Source organism: Micromonospora sp. B11E3 (assembly GCF_039871625.1).
Classification (GTDB): Bacteria; Actinomycetota; Actinomycetes; order Mycobacteriales; family Micromonosporaceae; genus Micromonospora.
In genome coordinates this window covers 1-18,046 of record NZ_JBDPMC010000109.1, presented here as the reverse complement: position 1 = coordinate 18,046, position 18,046 = coordinate 1, and the positions used below count along the sequence as shown (strand labels likewise).

General features: G+C 73.0%; 19 protein-coding genes. 9 read left to right on the top strand and 10 right to left on the bottom strand.

The genetic code is table 11. From position 1 onward, the window contains the following. The first annotated feature begins 275 nt into the window (after nucleotides 1-275). Both ABGB16_RS30835 and ABGB16_RS30830 read left to right on the top strand, forming a co-directional pair. Nucleotides 276-659 carry a hypothetical protein gene (locus ABGB16_RS30835; RefSeq protein WP_347671592.1) on the top strand — a complete coding sequence of 128 codons (384 nt, stop codon included), beginning with the start codon at nucleotides 276-278 and terminating at the stop codon, nucleotides 657-659. Nucleotides 660-783: 124 nt separating this feature from the next. Beyond that, the gene (locus ABGB16_RS30830; RefSeq protein WP_347671591.1) at nucleotides 784-1,296 is read left to right on the top strand and encodes a hypothetical protein; all 513 of its coding nucleotides are present in this window, start codon (nucleotides 784-786) and stop codon (nucleotides 1,294-1,296) included. A gap of 151 nt (nucleotides 1,297-1,447) precedes the next feature. Here ABGB16_RS30830 and ABGB16_RS30825 read toward each other — a convergent pair whose 3' ends face one another. Beyond that, a complete protein-coding gene (locus ABGB16_RS30825; protein ID WP_347671590.1) occupies nucleotides 1,448-3,367 on the bottom strand; it encodes an ABC transporter ATP-binding protein in 1,920 nt (639 codons plus the stop codon). Between the two features lie 240 nt (nucleotides 3,368-3,607). On the opposite strand from ABGB16_RS30825, the gene ABGB16_RS30820 reads away from it, so the two are divergent. After that, a complete protein-coding gene (locus tag ABGB16_RS30820; RefSeq protein WP_347671595.1) occupies nucleotides 3,608-4,177 on the top strand; it encodes a maleylpyruvate isomerase N-terminal domain-containing protein in 570 nt (189 codons plus the stop codon). Here the strand turns inward: ABGB16_RS30820 and ABGB16_RS30815 are convergent. After that, nucleotides 4,166-4,942 carry a TioE family transcriptional regulator gene (locus tag ABGB16_RS30815; protein WP_347671589.1) on the bottom strand — a complete coding sequence of 259 codons (777 nt, stop codon included), beginning with the start codon at nucleotides 4,940-4,942 and terminating at the stop codon, nucleotides 4,166-4,168. The two genes, ABGB16_RS30820 and ABGB16_RS30815, sit on opposite strands and share 12 nt — an antisense overlap. Before the next feature lie 59 nt (nucleotides 4,943-5,001). Between ABGB16_RS30815 and ABGB16_RS30810 the strand changes: the two genes are divergently transcribed. Further along, nucleotides 5,002-6,183 carry an erythromycin esterase family protein gene (locus ABGB16_RS30810; RefSeq protein WP_347671588.1) on the top strand — a complete coding sequence of 394 codons (1,182 nt, stop codon included), beginning with the start codon at nucleotides 5,002-5,004 and terminating at the stop codon, nucleotides 6,181-6,183. On the opposite strand, the gene ABGB16_RS30805 is transcribed toward ABGB16_RS30810, so the two are convergent. After that, nucleotides 6,161-6,721, bottom strand: a complete 561-nt coding sequence (locus tag ABGB16_RS30805; protein ID WP_347671587.1) for a DUF1992 domain-containing protein — start codon at nucleotides 6,719-6,721, stop codon at nucleotides 6,161-6,163. The genes ABGB16_RS30810 and ABGB16_RS30805 overlap by 23 nt on opposite strands. 166 nt (nucleotides 6,722-6,887) lie before the next feature. Between ABGB16_RS30805 and ABGB16_RS30800 the strand changes: the two genes are divergently transcribed. Beyond that, nucleotides 6,888-7,292, top strand: coding sequence for a DUF1232 domain-containing protein (locus ABGB16_RS30800; protein WP_347671586.1), 405 nt, complete (start codon nucleotides 6,888-6,890; stop codon nucleotides 7,290-7,292). Between the two features lie 65 nt (nucleotides 7,293-7,357). Here ABGB16_RS30800 and argG read toward each other — a convergent pair whose 3' ends face one another. Further along, nucleotides 7,358-8,806 carry an argininosuccinate synthase gene (gene argG, locus ABGB16_RS30795; RefSeq protein ID WP_347671585.1) on the bottom strand — a complete coding sequence of 483 codons (1,449 nt, stop codon included), beginning with the start codon at nucleotides 8,804-8,806 and terminating at the stop codon, nucleotides 7,358-7,360. 145 nt (nucleotides 8,807-8,951) lie between these two features. Here argG and ABGB16_RS30790 point away from each other — a divergent pair, with 145 nt between their 5' ends. Continuing rightward, nucleotides 8,952-9,602 (top strand): LysE family translocator, encoded by a 651-nt coding sequence (locus tag ABGB16_RS30790; protein ID WP_347671584.1) that lies wholly within the window; start codon nucleotides 8,952-8,954, stop codon nucleotides 9,600-9,602. 54 nt (nucleotides 9,603-9,656) lie between these two features. Further along, nucleotides 9,657-10,808, top strand: coding sequence for a hypothetical protein (locus tag ABGB16_RS30785; RefSeq protein ID WP_347671583.1), 1,152 nt, complete (start codon nucleotides 9,657-9,659; stop codon nucleotides 10,806-10,808). Between the two features lie 100 nt (nucleotides 10,809-10,908). On the opposite strand, the gene ABGB16_RS30780 is transcribed toward ABGB16_RS30785, so the two are convergent. From ABGB16_RS30780 to ABGB16_RS30770, 3 genes are all read right to left on the bottom strand, one after another. Further along, the gene (locus ABGB16_RS30780) at nucleotides 10,909-11,289 is read right to left on the bottom strand and encodes a VOC family protein (protein ID WP_347671582.1); all 381 of its coding nucleotides are present in this window, start codon (nucleotides 11,287-11,289) and stop codon (nucleotides 10,909-10,911) included. A 507-nt stretch (nucleotides 11,290-11,796) separates the two neighbouring features. Next, nucleotides 11,797-13,023 (bottom strand): DUF6596 domain-containing protein, encoded by a 1,227-nt coding sequence (locus tag ABGB16_RS30775; RefSeq protein WP_347671581.1) that lies wholly within the window; start codon nucleotides 13,021-13,023, stop codon nucleotides 11,797-11,799. Further along, entirely contained in the window at nucleotides 13,020-13,343 is a 324-nt protein-coding gene (locus ABGB16_RS30770; protein WP_347671594.1) for a YciI family protein, read from the bottom strand. Before ABGB16_RS30770 ends, ABGB16_RS30775 begins: the two co-directional genes overlap by 4 nt. A gap of 404 nt (nucleotides 13,344-13,747) precedes the next feature. Here ABGB16_RS30770 and ABGB16_RS30765 point away from each other — a divergent pair, with 404 nt between their 5' ends. Further along, a complete protein-coding gene (locus ABGB16_RS30765) occupies nucleotides 13,748-14,089 on the top strand; it encodes an RNA polymerase-binding protein RbpA (RefSeq protein WP_145777784.1) in 342 nt (113 codons plus the stop codon). A 65-nt stretch (nucleotides 14,090-14,154) separates the two neighbouring features. Here the strand turns inward: ABGB16_RS30765 and ABGB16_RS30760 are convergent, their stop codons facing one another. The 3 genes from ABGB16_RS30760 to lnt are packed head-to-tail and all read right to left on the bottom strand — an operon-like array spanning nucleotide 14,155 to nucleotide 17,116. Next, nucleotides 14,155-14,673, bottom strand: a complete 519-nt coding sequence (locus tag ABGB16_RS30760; protein ID WP_347671580.1) for an FxsA family protein — start codon at nucleotides 14,671-14,673, stop codon at nucleotides 14,155-14,157. A 52-nt stretch (nucleotides 14,674-14,725) separates the two neighbouring features. After that, the gene (locus ABGB16_RS30755; RefSeq protein WP_347671579.1) at nucleotides 14,726-15,538 is read right to left on the bottom strand and encodes a polyprenol monophosphomannose synthase; all 813 of its coding nucleotides are present in this window, start codon (nucleotides 15,536-15,538) and stop codon (nucleotides 14,726-14,728) included. A gap of 39 nt (nucleotides 15,539-15,577) precedes the next feature. Next, nucleotides 15,578-17,116 carry an apolipoprotein N-acyltransferase gene (gene lnt / locus ABGB16_RS30750; RefSeq protein WP_347671593.1) on the bottom strand — a complete coding sequence of 513 codons (1,539 nt, stop codon included), beginning with the start codon at nucleotides 17,114-17,116 and terminating at the stop codon, nucleotides 15,578-15,580. 214 nt (nucleotides 17,117-17,330) lie between these two features. Here lnt and ABGB16_RS30745 point away from each other — a divergent pair, with 214 nt between their 5' ends. After that, entirely contained in the window at nucleotides 17,331-17,918 is a 588-nt protein-coding gene (locus ABGB16_RS30745) for a sugar O-acetyltransferase (RefSeq protein WP_347671578.1), read from the top strand. Nucleotides 17,919-18,046 lie beyond the last annotated feature (128 nt).

Here is an 18,046-nt window from a genome sequence, read left to right as displayed (position 1 = left end):
GCCGCCGAGCTGGGAAAACGCGCTTCGGAGCCGTGGGCAAACGGCCCCGAAGCGCCCTCATGCCTATCACCACAGGTCAGCCCGCAGATTCCCCACCGCCGCATGCCCACCGACTGTCGAACCCCGGGTTCACCGAGCGGCACAATCAGGGGCCCCGGACGGTTATGGAACGGCTACGCCGGCGAGTTCCTGCGTCCGGGGCTGGTTGAGGGCCGCGAGGGCACGCAGTGTGGGCGCGGTGGCGGCTGCGGCGGTCGCGGAAGCGGAGGGACGCGTTGGCGGGGTTCACGCAGGACGGCACCGAGATGTCACACGGCGCACGCCTGGCCAGGTACGGCGAGGTGTCCACCGCGTTGGCGCTCCTGAGCGACCGCCGGCTCGGTCAGCTCGTGGACGGTGCCCGCAGCGTCAAATCCGGTATCGGTGGCACGCAGGCCGTGTTGGACATCGCCGGCGTGCCCGTCTTCGTCAAGCGGATCCCGCTGACTGACCTCGAACGCCGCCCCGAGAACGTCATGTCCACGGCGAACATGTTCGGGCTGCCGCCGTTCTGCCAGTACGGGTCGGCAGCCCCGGCTTCGGGGCATGGCGGGAACTCGCCGCGAACACCTGGACGACCAACTGGGTGCTCACCGGGCGGTGCGAGGCATTCCCGCTGATGTATCACTGGCGGGTACTGCCCGGCGCGGCACCGCTGCCCGAAGAGCACGTGGACATCGACCGCGCCGTCGCGTACTGGAACAGCTCGCCGCCGGGGAGGAGGCGGTCACCTCCGCCTGCACGATGGTCGAGCAGGGCTTGCGCACCGACATCGCCATCATGAACGCAAGCGGGCTGCAGCACTTCGATGCCCACTTCGGCAACGTCCTGACCGACGGGCAACGCCTCTACTTCGCCGACCTCGGCCTCGCCACGTCGCACCGGTTCGACCTGTCAGCCGCCGAGTCGGACTTCCTCGTGCGCAACATGCCCCACGACGTGTGCTACGCGGTGACGCAGTTGGTCAACTGGCTGGTCAGCAACGTATGCGGGGTGGTGGACCCGGACACCGGCGGTCCCGTCGAACGCAACGACTACATCCGGCGTTGTGCCGCAGGCGCCGAGGTCACAGGGGTGCCGGCGACGCCTGCGGAGATCGTCAGACGGTACGCGCCCGTCGCGGTCGTCATGAACGGCTTCTACTGGGATCTGTTCGGTGAGAGTCGGGCCACGCCGTTCCCGGCCGGGGAGATCAGGCGCGTCATGTCTGCGGTCCCCGACCTTGCGCATGCCGCCGGCATGCTCGTACGCCGATGATGCCGCCCACACACACGGCGGCATCACCGGCGGATGACACCGACGGCGGGCTGGCGATATCGCCAGCCCGGCCTTGTTCGGCGGGTACCGGGACGCCCGAGCCGGCGGCCGCGTGGCGTCCCGGTACCCGATCCGTCGGAGACGCCCGAGCTCAGCCGCGGTCTGCGCGGCGTCCCGCGTCGCTGCCCGTGCCGACAGCGCCGGGGGCGTCGTCCGGGACGCGCGCCCGCGCCGCGTCCCGGACGACGGCGGTGCCGAGGAATCCGTCGGACTGCCGCGACCACAGGTCTGCGTAGAGCCCGCCGCGTGCCAGCAACTCGGCGTGGGTGCCCTGCTCCGCGATCCGGCCGGCGTCGAGGACCACGATCCGGTCCATGCGGGCGATGGTGGACAGCCGGTGCGCGATCGCGAGCACGGTACGGCCGGCCATCACCTCGCCGAGCGTGTCGTGGATGGCGGCCTCCGCCTCGGAGTCGAGCGCGGACGTGGCCTCGTCCAGAACCAGGATCGGCGCGTTCCGGTAGAACGCGCGGGCCAGGGCGATCCGTTGCCGCTGGCCCCCGGACAGGCGCACGCCCCGCTCGCCGACATGCGCGTGCAGGCCGGTCCGGCCGTCCGCGTCCCGCAACGTGGCGACGAATCCGTCAGCGGATGCCCGGCGTACCGCCGCCTCGATCCGCGCGTCGTCCGCGTCACCGGGGCCGGCGATGTTCTCCCGGACCGAGCGGTGCAGCAGCGTGGCCTCCTGGGCGACCATGGCGATCTGGCCGCGCAGGCTCTCCTGTGTCACGTCCGTGATGTCGGTGCCGTCGATCGTGATCGTGCCCGACTCCGGGTCGTGGAACCGCAGCAGCAGGCCGACCAGCGTGGACTTGCCCGCGCCGGAGCGGCCGACGATGCCGACGCGCTCGCCGGCGGCGACGTCGAGGCTCAGTCGGTCGAGCCCGCCCTCGCCCCGGCCGTAGTGGTGGCTGACCCGCGAGAAACTGATGGCTCCGCCGCGTACCCGCAGAGGGACGGCCTGGGGTTTGTCGGCGACCGCGAGCGGTTGCGCGATGGTCCGCAGGGCCCGCCGCAGCGCGCCGACGGAACCGAACAGCGACGACACCGCGTCCAGCAGCCACTCCGCCATCGCGGTGATCCGGAAGCTGAGCGCCAGGGCGGCCGCGACAAGACCCAGGGGCGCCGAATCGGTACGCCAGAGCACGATCCCGTACCCGACGAGTCCGACGAGCAGGGCGCTGCCGAGCGCCATCATGGTGCCGTTGATCGTCACCTCGACCCGCTGCAGGTCCAGGTGCGCGCGCCTGGTCAGCGCGAACACCCGACGGTCGTGCTCGGTGTGGTTGTCCTGGCCGCCGAGCAACGCGAGCGTGTCGACGTTGGCGTACGAGTCGACCAGCAGGCCGGTCAGCGCGGACTCCGCGTCCTGCAGGCGCTCCGACGCGCGCCGGTAGCGCGGCACCGCCCACCGCATGAGCAGCGCGTACGCCAGGATCCAGGCGGCCAGTGGGAGCAGCAGGCGCAGGTCGATCGTGGACATCAGCCACACCGAGCCGGCGATGTAGGCGACCACGAACACCAGCGTGTGGAGGATCGAGTACGCGGCGGTGCTGGCGGCGTCGCCGCCGTCGCGGACCCAGGTGGCGATACGTCCGGCGAGGTCGTTGCGGAACCAGCCGACGGACTGCCGGGACACGTGGCGGTGCGCCCGCCAGCGCACGAGCGGGCGGGCGTTGGCGCGGAACGCGATGTCGTCCAGCGCCTCGCTGACCAGGTGCAGCAGCGGTCTGATCAGCAGCACCGACACGGCCACGGTGAGCAGTTCGGTGCCGTGGCTGGCCCAGAGCGTGTCCGGGCTCGCGGCGGCGAGCGTGTCGACGAGGCGTCCGGCGTACCCGATGAGCCACACCTCGACCGCGGCGCACAGGATCGTGGTGGCGACGGCCGCCGCCACGACCGGTCGCAGCGGCCGGAGTTCCTGCAGGAGGAACAGCCGGACGTTGCGGGCCGGGGTGGGGTGGTTGCCGGTTGGGAAGGGGTCAACAGGGCTTTCGAACGGACCTAACACGAAGTGCCTTTCCGGCGGCGGAGACGGACAAGGAACCGGGGTGACCGCCGGACGTCCTCATGGTCGATCTCCTCTTCGTGTGGGTGGTTCTCCTCGCGAGGTTAGGCGATGCCGTTCGGCGCTGCTTTCCATTTTTCGGGCCGGTGGACGACTCGCGGGTGCGGGCGAAGCGCGGCCGCTGAGGCAACGCGGGCGCCGGTGCGCGAGGATGCTGGGATGGGTGGGGGGCAGGCGCCGGGGATGGGTGAGGCGCAGGTCCGCGAGGCGATCGCCGAGATGATCGGCGTGCTCGGGCCGCACGCGGGGCGGGACTGGACGGTGCCGGCCGGAGACCTGGACTGGAGTTGCTGGACGACGGCCGCGCACGTGGCGCACGACCTGCTCGCGTACGCCGGGCAGTTGGCCGGCAGGCCGACCGACCGGTACCTGCCGTTCGACCTGACCGTCTCCCCCACCGCGACCCCCGCGCAGGTGCTGACCGTCGTCGCCGCCTGCGGTGGCCTGCTCGCCGCCGCCCTCGACACCGCCGACCCCGCCCTGCGGGCCTGGCACTTCGGCCCCTGCGACCCGACCGGGTTCGCCGCCATGGGGGTTGCCGAGGCGCTGCTGCACACGGTGGACGTCACCCGGGGCCTGGGCGTTGCCTGGCAGCCGCCCGCCGCGCTCAGCGCCGGCGTGCTGGCCCGGCTGTTCCCCGACGCCCCGCCGGGGCCGCCCGCCGAGGTGCTGCTGTGGATGACCGGGCGGGGCGAGTTCGACGGGCGGCCCCGGCGCACGTCGTGGACGTGGCGGGCCGCCCTACCCGGATGAGGGACGCACAACAGGCGATGCGATGGCGCCCGCACCTGGTCTGCCTCCGGCTGCCTCCGGTCGGCAGGCGAGGTAGGCGTCCAACGCGGCAGCGCCGGTGAGCATGGCGCGGCTGCGGGCCGAGAGGCGGGCGCGCCAGTCGCGCAGCATCGACTCGAGCGGGGCGACGCCCCCGGCGCGGCGGACCTGGACGATCAGCGGGGCGATCTGTTCCAGCAGGTAGCCGCCGCGTCTGAGCTGATGGGCCAGTAGCGCGTCGCGCACGTCGGCCGCGGTGTAGACCCGGTAGCCCGTCTGCGGGTCGCGGCGTGGCTGGACCAGGCCGGCGCGTTCCCATTTGCGCAGGGTGGCCGGGCGGATGCCGAGCCTTCTCGACAGGGGGCCGACGAAGGTGTCGCCGCGTTCGGACGGCACGGGCTCGAGGTCGCGGAGCGCGGCTTTGACGGCCTGGAGGGTGCGGCGGTCGTCGAGCAGTTGGGCGTGGCTCTCGTCGATGAGCCGAAGCGCGTCCTCGGTCGCGTCCCGGTTGACCGCCTGCATGATCGACGTGGCCGTCTGGTGGCCGTGTCCGGTCACGAGGGCGAGGAACGCGTTCAGGGCTTTCGCGTGCAGCGGCGTGTAGGTGCGGTAGCCGTGGGGGGTCCGCTCGGCCTCCGGAAGGATGCCGGCCGCCTCGTAGTTCCTGACCGCCTGCGTGGACAGGCCGTACCCGCGTGCCAGGTCGATCGGCCTCAGCCGCTGCCCGTCTTGAAGGTTTCGCCTCACTGCCCCGCCATACCTTACGTAAAAGTCTCCACCGTTGGTTCAACGATACCGTTTACGGTATGACTGCTGGCATCGCAGAAATCGCCTGTGCCGTTGACGCTGCTGCCGTCATGGGGTTGCTCCCGGCCCGGCCACGCCTGCTCGCCGTGGGTGAGCCCACGCACGGCGAGGACGTCCTGCTCGAGGTGCGCAACGATCTGTTCCGGCAACTCGTCGAGCGGGAGGGCTACCGGACGATCGCCATCGAGAGCGACTGCATGATGGGCCTGGTCGTGGACGACTACGTGGACTCGGGTACGGGCACCCTCGACGAGGCCATGGGGCGCGGCTTCAGCCACGGGTTCGGCGCGTCTGCGGCCAACCGCGAACTGGTGCGCTGGATGCGTGCGTACAACGACGGCCGGCCCGCGTCGGCGCGGCTGCGCTTCGCCGGTTTCGACGGCCCGCTGGAGATCACCGGCGCCGCGAGCCCTCGGCAGGCCCTCACCGCCCGGGTCGACGTCGACCTGCTTCCCTGCACCGCGGAAACGCTCGACCGCCTGCTCGGCGCCGACGACCGGTGGACCGATCCCGCCGCGATGACGGATCCGTCCCGGTCCGTGGGGCAGACGCCCGAGGCCAGGCAGTTGCGGCTACTCGCCGACGACCTGGTGGCCCTGCTCGACACGCAGACGCCACACCTGATCGCGGCGTCCTCGCGGGACGAATGGGACCGGGCACGCATGTACGGCCGTACCGCCACCGGGCTGCTGCGGTACCACTTCTGGATGGCCGACACGTCACCGGGCCGCATGGCGCGGCTGCTGTGCGTGCGGGCGTCGATGATGGCCGCCAACCTGCTCGCCGTCGCCGAACGGGGCCCGGCGCTGGTGTACGCCCACAACGGGCATCTCCAGCGGGACAAGAGCACGATGCGGATGTGGGCGGGGCCGGTGGAGTGGTGGAGCGCCGGGGCGATCGTCAGCGCCCAGCTGGGCGAGGGGTACGCCTTCCTGGCCACGGCTGTCGGCACGATCCGCCACCACGGTGTGCAGACCCCACCCCCGGACACCCTCGAAGGGCTCCTGTACGCGCTCCCGGAGGACCGGTACGTCGTCGACGCCCGCCGACTGGCCGCCGTCCTCGGCGACGTGCCACCCGCTGCCCGCGCGTCTGACTGGTTCGGCTACGCCCCGCTGGACCCGGCCCACCTGGCCAGGACAGACGGGGTCCTGTTCGTCAGGGACGCCCAGCCCCGCTGAGCGCGGCCGCGTCCTGCACCGATCCTCCCCCGCCCCCGGTGTTCCTCCGGCGGCCGCGCCAGGGCAGCCGCCAGCGCCAGCGGGCACGCCGAGGGGCGATGGCCTCGGACCGGGGCGCCGTCGCCGGGGGCGTCGTCGCGGCGGCGGCGCGGGCCTCCCGGTCGGCGCGCCACCGGCGTACGGCGTCGTCGGCGTTGACGGGGCGTACGGCGACCCGCGGGCCGGTCGGGCTGCGCAGCCAGGCCATGACCTGGGCGTTGAGGTCGCCCACGTACGCCCGCACCGCCTGCTCGGTGGGCAGGTCGCGTACCTCGTCGGGGACCTGCTCGATCTTCTTGCGCAGCAGCAGCGGGGTGGGCAGCAGCAGGTCGGTGGGCAGGTCTTCCCGCTGCAGGAAGCTCTTGATCCACCACGACTCGTCGTAGGGCAGGTTCCGTCCGGGGATCGGCTTGCCCGTACCGGGCAGGTTGTCGAATTCGCCGCGTTCCTGCGCGGTGCGGATCTCCGCCTCGGCCTTCGCTTCCCATCCACCGGTCACCGCCGCCACCCCCCTCCGGCCCCCACCGTAACGTGCCTTCCGCCTGGACAGCGCCGTCGGCGGGGCGGGCATTCCGGCTGGGCGACCGTGGGCGCCGGGGCATAGATTGCCTCCGGCGGGGCGCTCGCCCCGGTCGGCGTACGAGGCAGGGGAAGGACCACAACGGATGCGTGACTGGCTGATCGGCCTGGCAGCGGCGGTGGGCTGCCTGCTGGCCAGCTGGGCGGTGCTGGTGCTGCTGGCCCGGCGGCTGCCGCCGGGCATCCTGCGTGACCTGGCCGCGTTCATCCCGGACTGCCTCACCACGGTGCGCCGGCTGCGCACCGACCCGCGGGTGCCCCGCCGGGCGAAGATCGCCGTCGTGGTGGCCGGGTTGTGGGTGGCCAGCCCGATCGACCTGATCCCGGAGTTCCTGCCGGTGATCGGCCCGCTCGACGACATCGTCGTGGTCGCGCTGGCGCTGCGCTACGCCGGGCGGCAGGTCCCCCGGGAGGTGCTGCTGGCGGCGTGGCCCGGGGAGCCCCGGCTGCTCAACCGGCTCCTCGGGCCGCCGCACGGGCAGGGCGCGTAGCGCGACGCGCGGCCCCCTCGTCGCCGCGGGGGCCGCGCGTCGGGTGCTCGACCCGCCGGGGGCGGTCAGTCGGTGCCGGACTCCATCGCCACGCGGTCGAGCAGCTCGTCGCCGGGGACCTCCCCGCGGGAGGCGATCGCCTCGGCGCCGCCCTCGGGCAGCGCGCCGATCAGCCCGGTCGAGGCCGGCTGCGCGGCGCCGATCAGCCGCGGGTGCCCGTTGCCGCCGAGGATCCCCAACCCGGCGTACTGCTCCAGCTTGGCGCGGGAGTCGGCGATGTCGAGGTTACGCATGGTCAGCTGGCCGATGCGGTCGACCGGCCCGAACGCGGAGTCCTCGGTCCGCTCCATCGACAGCTTGTCGGGGTGGTAGCTGAACGTCGGCCCGGTGGTGTCCAGGATTGAGTAGTCCTCGCCGCGGCGCAGGCGCAGGGTCACCTCGCCGGTGACGGCGGAACCGACCCAGCGTTGCAGCGACTCGCGCAGCATCAGCGCCTGCGGGTCCAGCCAGCGGCCCTCGTACAGCAGCCGGCCCAGCCGCCGTCCCTCGGTGTGGTAGCTGGCCAGGGTGTCCTCGTTGTGGATGGCGTTGACCAGCCGCTCGTACGCCGCGTGCAGCAGCGCCATGCCCGGTGCCTCGTAGATGCCGCGGCTCTTGGCCTCGATGATCCGGTTCTCGATCTGGTCGGACATGCCCAGGCCGTGGCGGCCGCCGATGGCGTTGGCCTCCAGGACCAGGTCGACGGCGGAGCCGAACTCCTTGCCGTTGATCGTCACCGGGCGGCCCTGCGCGAAGCCGATCGTGACGTCCTCGGCGGCGATCTCGACGGCCGGGTCCCAGAACCGCACACCCATGATCGGCTCGACGATCTCGATGCCCGCGTCGAGGTGTTCGAGGGCCTTCGCCTCGTGGGTCGCGCCCCAGATGTTCGCGTCGGTGGAGTAGGCCTTCTCCGTGCTGTCCCGGTAGGGCAGGTCGCGGGCGAGCAGCCACTCGGACATCTCCTTGCGGCCGCCGAGCTCGCTGACGAAGTCGGCGTCCAGCCACGGCTTGTAGATCCGCAGGGACGGGTTGGCGAGCAGCCCGTAGCGGTAGAACCGCTCGATGTCGTTGCCCTTGAAGGTGGAGCCGTCGCCCCAGACCTGCACGTCGTCCTCGAGCATCGCGCGCACCAGCAGGGTGCCGGTGACGGCGCGGCCGAGCGGGGTGGTGTTGAAGTAGGTACGGCCGCCGGAGCGGATGTGGAAGGCCCCGCACGCCAGGGCCGCCAGCCCCTCCTCCACCAGCGCGGCCCGGCAGTCGACCAGGCGGGCGACCTCGGCGCCGTAGGTGGTGGCGCGGCCGGGCACGGAGGCGATGTCGAGTTCGTCGTACTGGCCGATGTCGGCGGTGTAGGTGCAGGGCACCGCGCCCTTCTCGCGCATCCACGCGACAGCTACGGAGGTGTCGAGGCCTCCGGAGAAGGCAATTCCGACACGTTCGCCGACAGGCAGGGAGGTGAGCACCTTGGACACGAGTAAGAGTATATGCACACGACTGCATGACCATGCAAGCCGGGTGGTGTTCCACCTATCTGTGACTGGTGACGTGGGCCACTTCGGTCGGCCTCGACAGCCCGTAGGGTCTGCCGCAGAGGGCGGCGAGGAACGGGGGCGGGACGTGGTCGAGGCGGCGGCGGTGCTCGGAATCGCGCTGGTGGCGCTGGGGCTGGTGCTCACGCCCGGGCCGAACATGCTCTACCTGGTGTCGCGGTCGGTGACGCAGGGCCGCCGGGCCGGGCTGGTGTCGCTGGCCGGGGTGGCCGTCGGGTTCGGCGTGTACCTGACCGCCGCGGTCGCCGGCATCGCCACGGTGTTCGTGCTGGTGCCGACGCTGTACGCGGCGGTGAAGCTGGCCGGGGCGGCGTACCTGCTGTGGCTGGCCTGGCAGGCGGTGCGCCCGGGCGGCCGGTCGGCGTTCGCGCCGACGCCGCTGCCGCCGGACCCGCCGCGACGGCTGTTCACCATGGGGCTGGTCACCAACCTGCTCAACCCGAAGATCGCGATCCTGTACGTGTCGCTGCTGCCGCAGTTCGTCGACCCGCAGCGCGGGCACGTGGCGGCGCAGAGTCTGCTGCTGGGGCTGGTGCAGATCGCCATCGCGTTGACCGTCAACGCGCTGATCGTGCTCACCGCCGGGTCGATCGCGTCGTTCCTGGGCCGCCGCCCGACGTGGCTGCGGATCCAGCGGTACGTCATGGGCACGGTGCTGGCCGCGCTGGCCGTACGCATCGCCGCGGACCGTTCCCGCGCCGCCGTGACCACCGGCTGACGGCCGAGCGCCGGCGGCGGGCCCGCCACGGCACGCCGATAGACTCCGCAGTCGATGGACGCCGAGGCACCGCCCACCGAGACCCGCCCCTGCGCGCACTGCGGGCGGCCGGTGCCGCAGCGGGTGGGCGCGGGCCGGCCGTTCCGCTACTGCCGGGACAACGACGGCGCCTGCCAGCGGGCCTCCCGCAACGGCAGGATGCGCCACCGCAACGCCCCCGGCCTGCCCGGCCAGGTGGCCCGCACCTGGGAGGCGGTGGACCGGCTCGACCAGATCGTGCAGACCCTGACAGAGGCGCTGCACGCCGAGTTGTCCCCCGACGGCGTCGAGCGGCAACTGGCGCAGCTGCGCGCGGAGACGGCGGCGCAGGTGGCGCGGGCGCACACCGACCGCGACGAGGCCCGCCGCGAGGCCGAGGACGCCGCGGCGGCCGCGGCCCGGGCCCGGCAGGAGGCCCAGCAGGCGCACGCGCAGCGCGACGCCGCCGAGCAGCGCGCGGCCCGGGCCGAGCAGGAGTCGGCGCAGGCCGTACAGCGCGCCGACGCCGCCGAGGCGGCGCGCGACGCCGCGCGCGGGGAGGCGGGCGCGGCGCAGGCCCTGCGAACACAGGCCGAACGCGACCGTGACGCGGCCCGCGACGAGCTGCGCGCCGTACGCCAGGAGCGCGACGCGCAGCGCCGACGGGCCGAGGACCTGACCGCGCAGCGCGACGCCGCCCGCACCGACGCGCAGCGCACCGCCCGGGCCGCGGAGGAGGCGCGGCAGCGGGCGGAGCGGGCCGACACCGAGGCCGAGCGGGCCCGCGCCGACGCCCGGCGGGCCCGCGAGCAGGCCGACGCCGCGCTCGCCGAGGCCGGCCAGGCCCGCGAGCTGGCCGAGCGGCTGCGCGTCGAGGCGACCGAGGCGCGGCGGGCCGCCGACCGGGAGCAGGCATCGGCGCGGGCGGCCCGCCAGGAGACGGCGGCGGCGTCGGCGCGGGCGGCCGAGGCGCTCGCCGCGCGCGACGCGCTCGCCGCCGAGCTGACCGCCGCCCGGCAGGCCGCCGCGGCCGCGCAGGGCCGCCTCGGTGAACTGGAAGTACGGCTGCGCGCCGCCGAGGCCGAGCGGGACGCGGCGCAGCGGCGCGCGGCGCAACTGGTGGACCAGGTCAGTGACCTGGCGGCGGCGTTGGCCCGGCTGGGCGCCCCGGCGAACCCGCCCCGCTGACCGGGCCGGCCGTACCCGCCAGGCATCGCGCCCGCTTGACGGGCGGCGGCGCCGGGTTCCGTGGTACGACCATGGTCACCGCACGCCCCCGGAAGGGGAATTAGCCTCCGCGTGGTTGGCTCACGCCGAGAATGTTGCCTTCGCTGTCCTTGAACCAGGCGCCGCGCATCGTCGCAAACTCTGCCACGCCGTTGACTGTTTTGAGACCAGGCAGGTCGTACTCCTCGAACGTCACGCCGCGCCCCCGGAGGTCCGTCATTTCGGCGTCGAGGTCGGCGACCATCCAGGCCGCCAGCGTGTGGGGCGCCTGCCCGGCGTTGGAGGTGGGATAGATGAAGAACTGGGTTCCACCGGACTCAAGATGGACTGCGTCCTCGGCCTCCCTGGAGATCGTCAGGCCCAGGGTGTCGCGATAGAAGCGCTTGGCCCGCTCCATGTCGCTCGCTGGAATAGCCGCCTGCGCCGGTGCGTCTGTCAACATGATGGCTCACCTCCTGCGACAGCGTAACCAGCAGTAGGCCGGCAAGGTTCCGCTTTATCCCACTTTTGGTGTCGCCGAGGCCGATCTGGATCTTGCCGCGCCAGCCGCCCCTTCCAGGGGTGATCTACGACGCCGGGCCGTGCGACGTGGCGAGCAGCCGCCGTGGGGCCGGCTGTCGCCCACAACGCCGGGCAGCCCCACACCCCCTCGAAGGTACGCAGTAGGCGGCGGTCGGCCTTCGCGTCCGCATCCACTTCTGCCGATGACAGTGCGGTGCCGACCGTCGGAAGCTGAACGACCTCATGCGGGGATTAGGCCGATCTGGTTGCCCTTACCGGGGCATCGTCTGCGCGTTCGGCGTCGCGAAATGCGTACCCGCGACCTGGCATTCGAAGTTCGGACGAAGCGCAACCCGTCGCTGGCGCGACAGGTTGCGGAACGCATCGGCAGGACGCCCCCGGGGTCGGCCGCCGCTGCGCGCGGGGTTTCGATCGGGATCCGTGGGCACTACCGCAGTTGGCCGCGGCGGCGGGTCAGGTAGGCGGTCTCGGCGGTGTTGCCCGCCAGCTCGATGGCTTTGTCGTAGGCCGCAAGCGACTGCTGACTGCGGCCCAGCCGGCGCAGCAGGTCGGCGCGGGTGGCGTGGTAGGCGTGATATCCGGCCAACCTGTGCTCAAGGCGGTCGACGGCAGCCAGTGCCACCTCCGGGCCGTCGAGCTCGGCGACCGCGATGGCCCGGTTGAGGGCGATGACCGGCGAGGGGTCGAGGCGGACGAGCTGGTCGTAGAGGGCGAGGATCTGTGACCAGTCGGTGTCGCGTACGTCGCGGGCGGAGGTGTGCACGGCGTTGATCGCCGCGAGGATCTGGTAGCGACCCGGAGCCACCCCGGCGGCCAAGCGCTCGCGCACCAGCCGATGACCCTCGGCGATCAGCGCCTTGTCCCAGGCGCCACGGTCCTGCTCGTCGAGGGCGACCAGTTCGCCGCTGGCCGAGACCCGGGCGGTGCGGCGGGCCTCGATCAGAAGCATCAGCGCCAGCAGCCCGGCCACCTCACCGTCCTCGGGCAGGAGGGCACGGATCAGGCGAGTGAGCCGGATCGCCTCGGCGGTCAGGTCGTGCCGTACGGGGTCGGTGTCGGAGCCGGTCGCCAGGTAGCCCTCGTTGAAGACGAGAAAGAGGACGCCGAGCACGCCGGTGACGCGGGCCGGGAGATCCTCGGCGGACGGCATCCGATAGGGGATGCGCGCCGCCTTGATCTTGGCCTTCGCGCGGGTGATCCGCTGCCCCATGGCACTCTCGGCGACCAGGAAGGCGCGGGCGATCTCGGGCACGGTCAGACCGCCGACCATGCGCAGCGTCAGCGCCAGGCGGGCTTCCATCGCCAGCGCCGGGTGACAGCAGGTGAAGATCAGCCGCAGCCGGTCGTCGTCGATGGCGCCGAGAGGCTCGGGTGGGGTGTTGTCGTACACCATCTGAGCCTCCTTGTGCTTGTCGTCGCGCTTGTTCTCACGCCGGATCCGGTCGATGGCCTTGCGAACGGCGGTGGTGGTCAGCCAGGCGCCGGGGTTGGGCGGCACGCCGTCGGCCGGCCACCGCTCGACGGCGGTCGCGAACGCCTCGGCCGCCGCCTCCTCGGCGATGTCAAGGTCACCGAAACGCCTGGTCAGGGCGGCCACCACCCGGGCCCACTCGTCGTGGTGGGCCCGGGTGACCGCCTTCCCGACGTCGCTCACTGGAACGGCCGCACCTCGATCTTCCGATCGCAGATTCTCGACGCCTCGGCGGCGAGCTTGAGCGCCACATCCAGATCGGGGACCTCCCACACCCAGACGCCGGCGAGGTACTCCTTCGACTCCACGAAAGGCCCGTCGCTGAACACGGCCTGCGCGCCCCGGTTGTCGACGACCGTGGCCGTGTCGGTGTCCGCGAGTCCGCCCGCGAAAACCCAGTAGCCCTCGGCGATCAGTCGTTCGTTGAACGCGCTGATGGCAGGCTGCCTGTCCGTGCTGCCGGGATTGATCTTGTCATCGATCACGGAAACCAGGTACTGCATCTGAAGATCATCTCCTCTGGGGTCAAGACAGCGTGGTTCGGTGGTCAGGGACTTCACGCCGTTGCATACCGCGGGCGCCGCCCCCTTGCGGACGGCCTCACCCCTGCTACGAACACCACCGCCCCGATCCGACACCGCCACCCGGATTTCTGAAGGACTTTCCGCGACGCCGGTCGTCAGCGCACGACGGTTTCGCCCTCAACGGCTTGCGGCCGCGCCGGACCGGCCACCGAACCGACACGCCGGACGACCCCGTCGGGTGCCTGACCCGGCCGGTTACCCTTGCCGGGGGCATCGGCCGCGCCGCGCCCACGGACCTGGACCCGGCGGTGGGAATGGCCCGGCCGGCGTGGACCGTTACACCGAGAAGAACAGCACCATCATCCAACGAGGGGAAGTCGATCATGGGCGAGCGTATGCTGCGCGGAAGCCGTCTGGGCGCGGTCAGCTACGAATCCGACCGGAACACGGAGCTCGCGCCGCGTCAGTCCCGCGAGTACCTGTGCGCCAAGGGCCACCAGTTCGAGGTGCCGTTCGCCGTCGACGCGGAGGTCCCCACCACCTGGGAGTGCAGGTTCGACGGCAGCGTCGCCCGGCTGGTCGACGGCAGCGAGCCGGAGCAGAAAAAGGCCAAGCCGCCGCGCACGCACTGGGACATGCTGCTGGAGCGGCGTTCCATCGCCGAGCTGGAGGACATCCTCGCCGAGCGGCTGCAGGAGGTCCGCACCCGCCGCGGCCGCGCCTGAGCCTGACGTCACGAAACGCCCCCGGGAGGCATCCCGGGGGCGTTTTCCGTCGGCTTCCAGAACCGTCAGCGGCCCGGTTCGACGATCTCCCCCTCGATGGCCCGGCCGCCGTCGACCACCGTCGGCTGCTGCTGCTGCGGCGGGGTGGGCTGCGCCTCGCCGCGGCGCACCCGCACCCGGCGCGGCCCGAACAGGTCACCGGCGACCATCGACGACACCCGCCGCTCGGCGACCCGGCGCAGCCCGACCCGCGCCGCGCCCCGCAGCGGCGGCACCAGCAGCAGCACCCCGAACAGGCCGCTGACCAGCCCGGGCGTGGCCAGCAGCAGCGCCCCCGCCAGACCGACCAGGCCGTCGGTGACCTGCGGGCCGGGCGGCTGCCCCGACGCCGCGGCGGCCCGGAACCCACGCCAGGCGCGCATGCCCTCCCTGCGCAGCAGCACCAGACCCACCAGCGACACGGCGAACACCAGCAGCACCGCCGCGCCGAACCCGACGGCCCGGCCCACGCCGACGAACACCGCCAACTCCAGCAGCACCGCCACCAGCAGGGCCAACGGTACGAATCTCAGTCCTCGGCGCATCTCACCCCATCGCGTCGCTCGCGGCCGGATTCCAGCATGACACGCCGACGCGTCACGGCCACCGCACCTGGCCGTCGGGGGTGCCGTGCAGGGCACGCCGCCACGCCGTACGCCGGTCCTGCACCCCCCACACGCTGATCCGCCACAGCGCCTCCGCCACGATCAGCGGGCTCATCTTGCTCGCCCCGCGTTCCCGCTCCGCGAAGGTGATCGGCACCTCCACGATCCGCGCCCCCGCCCGATGCGCCAGCCGCGACAACTCCACCTGGAACGAGTAGCCCTGCGAGCACACCGACTCCAGGTCCACGGCATCCAGCACCCCCAACCGGTACACCCGGTACCCGCCCGTGGCATCCGCCACCGGCATACCCAACACCAGCCGCGCGTACAGGTTCCCGCACCGCGACAGCAGCAGCCGCCGCAGCGGCCAGTTCACCACCTGAGCCCCACGCGTCCACCGCGACCCGATCACCACGTCGGCGTCGCCGGCGGCGGCCAGCAGCCGCGGCAGGTCCTCCGGGGCGTGGGAGCCGTCGGCGTCCATCTCCACCACCGCGTCGTAGCCGCGGTGGCGGGCCCACGCGAACCCCGCCAGGTACGCCGCGCCGAGACCCTGCTTACCCGGGCGGTGCAACACGTGCACCCGCCGGTCGGTGCGGGCCATCGCCTCGGCGATCGTCCCGGTGCCGTCGGGGCTGTTGTCGTCGGCGATCAACACGTCCACCTCCGGGGCGGCGCGGCGGACCCGCTCCACGACCGTGGTGACGTTGTCGGCCTCGTTGTAGGTGGGAATGACCACCAGGACCCGCCGCAGCGCCGGCCGGTGCTCGGCCCCCGTCCGGGTGGTGCCGACCGTTCCGCTCACCGCATCCTCCGCCCCCGGCGCGGCGTGCGCGCGCCTCCGCTACCCGGGCAGGCGCCGGCGGCGCACCACCACCGACGCGGCCACGGCCGCGACGGCGAGGCCGGCCAGCACCACCTCCGGCCACACCCCGACGCGGGTGGCCAGGGTGCGCCCGTCGCCGAGGCGCAGCTCACGCAGCACCACGGCGCGGGTGTTGAACCCGGTGGCGTCGGATACCCGCCCGTCCGGGGTGACGAACCCGGACACCCCGACCGTGGAGGCCATCAACGACGCACGGCCGTGCTCCACGGCCCGCAACCGCACCATCGCCAGCTGCTGGCGGGCCTCGGCCACGTCGAACGTGGCGTTGTTGGTCTGCACGACCAGCAGCTGCGCCCCACCGGTGACGGTGTCGCGGACGAGACCGTCGTAGGCCACCTCGAAGCAGATCACGTCGCCGAGCACCGCCGGACCGGCGTCGACGACGCCCACCCGGTCGCCGGCCACGAAGTCGTTGCGGATCCGGTCGACCTGCTTGCTGACCATGCGGGCGACGCCGCGCAGCGGCACGTACTCGGCGAACGGCACCGGGTGCCGCTTGACGTACAGCTGCTCCAGGTCCGGGCCGGCGCCGGGCCGCCACAGGATGCCGGCGTTGCGGACGTGCTCACCTGGGCCCAGCAGCAACGCCCCGACGAGGATGGGCGCGCGCACCGCGTCCGCGGCCCGGCTGATCGACTCCCCGGCCACCGGATCGCGCAGCGGGTCGATGTCGCTGGCGTTCTCCGGCCACACCACCAGGTCCGGCTGGGGTCGGGAGCCCGCGGCGACCTGCGCCGCCAGGTCGAGGGTGGCCCGCACATGGTTGTCGAGCACCGCCCGCCGCTGGGCGTTGAAGTCCAGGCCGAGACGCGGCACGTTGCCCTGCACCACGGCGACGGTGACACCACGGCCGGAGCCGCCGGCGACACCGACGGGCATCAGCAGCCCGACGGCGAACACGGCCACCACACCCACCGCGGGCGCCACCGCCCACACCCGACCGGCGCCGCGCCAGGGCCGCCACGCGGCGGTCACCAGCAGCCCACCGGCCACGGCGACGGCGAACGTCACCAGCGGCGCCCCACCGACCGCGGCCAGCCGCAGCGCCGGCGACTCGTCCTGGCTGAACGCCAGCCGCCCCCACGGGAACCCACCGAACGGGGTGCGCGACCGCAGCGCCTCCTGCCCCACCCACAGCAGCCCCGTCACCACCGGCCACGACCACCGCCACCGGTCGACCAGCGGCGAGCCGTACGCCGCCGCGGCCCCCAGCAGCGCCAGATACCCCGCCTGCAACAGCGACAGCAGCACCCACGGCAGGTAGCCGGTGTGCAGGTTCGTCCAGGCCAGCAGCGGCGCGAACAACGCCACCCCGGCCAGGAACCCCAACCCGGCGCCGGCGCGCAACCGACGCCGGTGCACGGCCGCGGCCAGCAACGCCACCCCGACCACCGCGCCCGGCCACACCCCGTACGGGGGGAACGCGACCAGCAGCGCCAGCCCGGCCGCCACGGCCAGCGGCACGGCCACCCGCAGCGGCAGCGGACGCGGCCCCACCGGGGACGCGGCCGCGGCCGCGCCGCGCGCCGGATTCTGCTCGACGGTCGTCACCGGCACCTCACCTACGATCACACCGCCGAAGGCTACCCGGCCACGGCGGTTGCGGGCAGCCGCCGCCCGGGCCGGCACCCGCCCGGTCCGTCGCCCGGCACGGGCGGATGCCGCGGCGTTGCCACCGCCCACACCACCGCCCATCTGTACGGTCCTACCCATGACGCCCGACCTGGACGGCCGCTCCATGCGCGAGCGGATGCTCGCCGGGGACCCGTACCTCGCCGACGACCCGGAACTGGTCGAGCTGCACCTGCGCGCCATGGACCTGACCGAGGCGTTCAACGCCACGTCGGCCCGGGATCCGCAACGGCGGCACCGGCTGCTCACCCAACTGCTCGGCGCGATCGGCGCGGACACCGAGATCCGGCCGCCGCTGCGGGTCGACTACGGCAGCCACATCCGCATCGGCGCCCGGTCGTTCGTCAACTTCGGTCTCGTCGCCCTCGACGTCGCGCCGATCACCATCGGCGACGACGTGCAGATCGGCACGAACGTGCAACTGCTCACCCCGACGCACCCGGTGGACCCCGAGTCCCGCCGGGCGAAGTGGGAGGCCGCGAAACCGATCACCGTCGGCGACAACGTGTGGCTGGGCAGCGGGGCGATCGTCCTGGCCGGCGTCACCATCGGGGACAACACCGTCGTCGGCGCCGGCGCGGTGGTCACCCGGGACCTCCCGGCGAACGTCGTCGCCGTCGGCAACCCCGCCAGCGTGGCCCGCACGACCGCACCGGGCGCGACATGAGGGCTCTTCGAACTTGAGCGGGGTTTGTGGCTGAGCCGACCCGAGAGTGAAGGGCTCGCAGCCCGTCAGTGATCATCTGAGTGTCTAGTTCGGATGGTCACAAGTGATGAGCTGCGAGCATGATCAAC

Excerpts from the sequence above, each read along its gene's own strand:
- ABGB16_RS30830 (WP_347671591.1), top strand. The coding sequence starts at position 784 with ATGGTCGAGCAGGGCTTGCGCACCGACATCGCCATCATGAACGCAAGC.
- ABGB16_RS30820 (WP_347671595.1), top strand. The coding sequence starts at position 3,608 with ATGGGTGAGGCGCAGGTCCGCGAGGCGATCGCCGAGATGATCGGCGTG.
- ABGB16_RS30810 (WP_347671588.1), top strand. The coding sequence starts at position 5,002 with ATGACTGCTGGCATCGCAGAAATCGCCTGTGCCGTTGACGCTGCTGCC.
- ABGB16_RS30800 (WP_347671586.1), top strand. The coding sequence starts at position 6,888 with ATGCGTGACTGGCTGATCGGCCTGGCAGCGGCGGTGGGCTGCCTGCTG.
- ABGB16_RS30785 (WP_347671583.1), top strand. The coding sequence starts at position 9,657 with ATGGACGCCGAGGCACCGCCCACCGAGACCCGCCCCTGCGCGCACTGC.
- ABGB16_RS30780 (WP_347671582.1), bottom strand. The coding sequence starts at position 11,289 with ATGTTGACAGACGCACCGGCGCAGGCGGCTATTCCAGCGAGCGACATG.
- ABGB16_RS30770 (WP_347671594.1), bottom strand. The coding sequence starts at position 13,343 with ATGCAGTACCTGGTTTCCGTGATCGATGACAAGATCAATCCCGGCAGC.
- ABGB16_RS30765 (WP_145777784.1), top strand. The coding sequence starts at position 13,748 with ATGGGCGAGCGTATGCTGCGCGGAAGCCGTCTGGGCGCGGTCAGCTAC.
- ABGB16_RS30760 (WP_347671580.1), bottom strand. The coding sequence starts at position 14,673 with ATGCGCCGAGGACTGAGATTCGTACCGTTGGCCCTGCTGGTGGCGGTG.
- ABGB16_RS30745 (WP_347671578.1), top strand. The coding sequence starts at position 17,331 with ATGACGCCCGACCTGGACGGCCGCTCCATGCGCGAGCGGATGCTCGCC.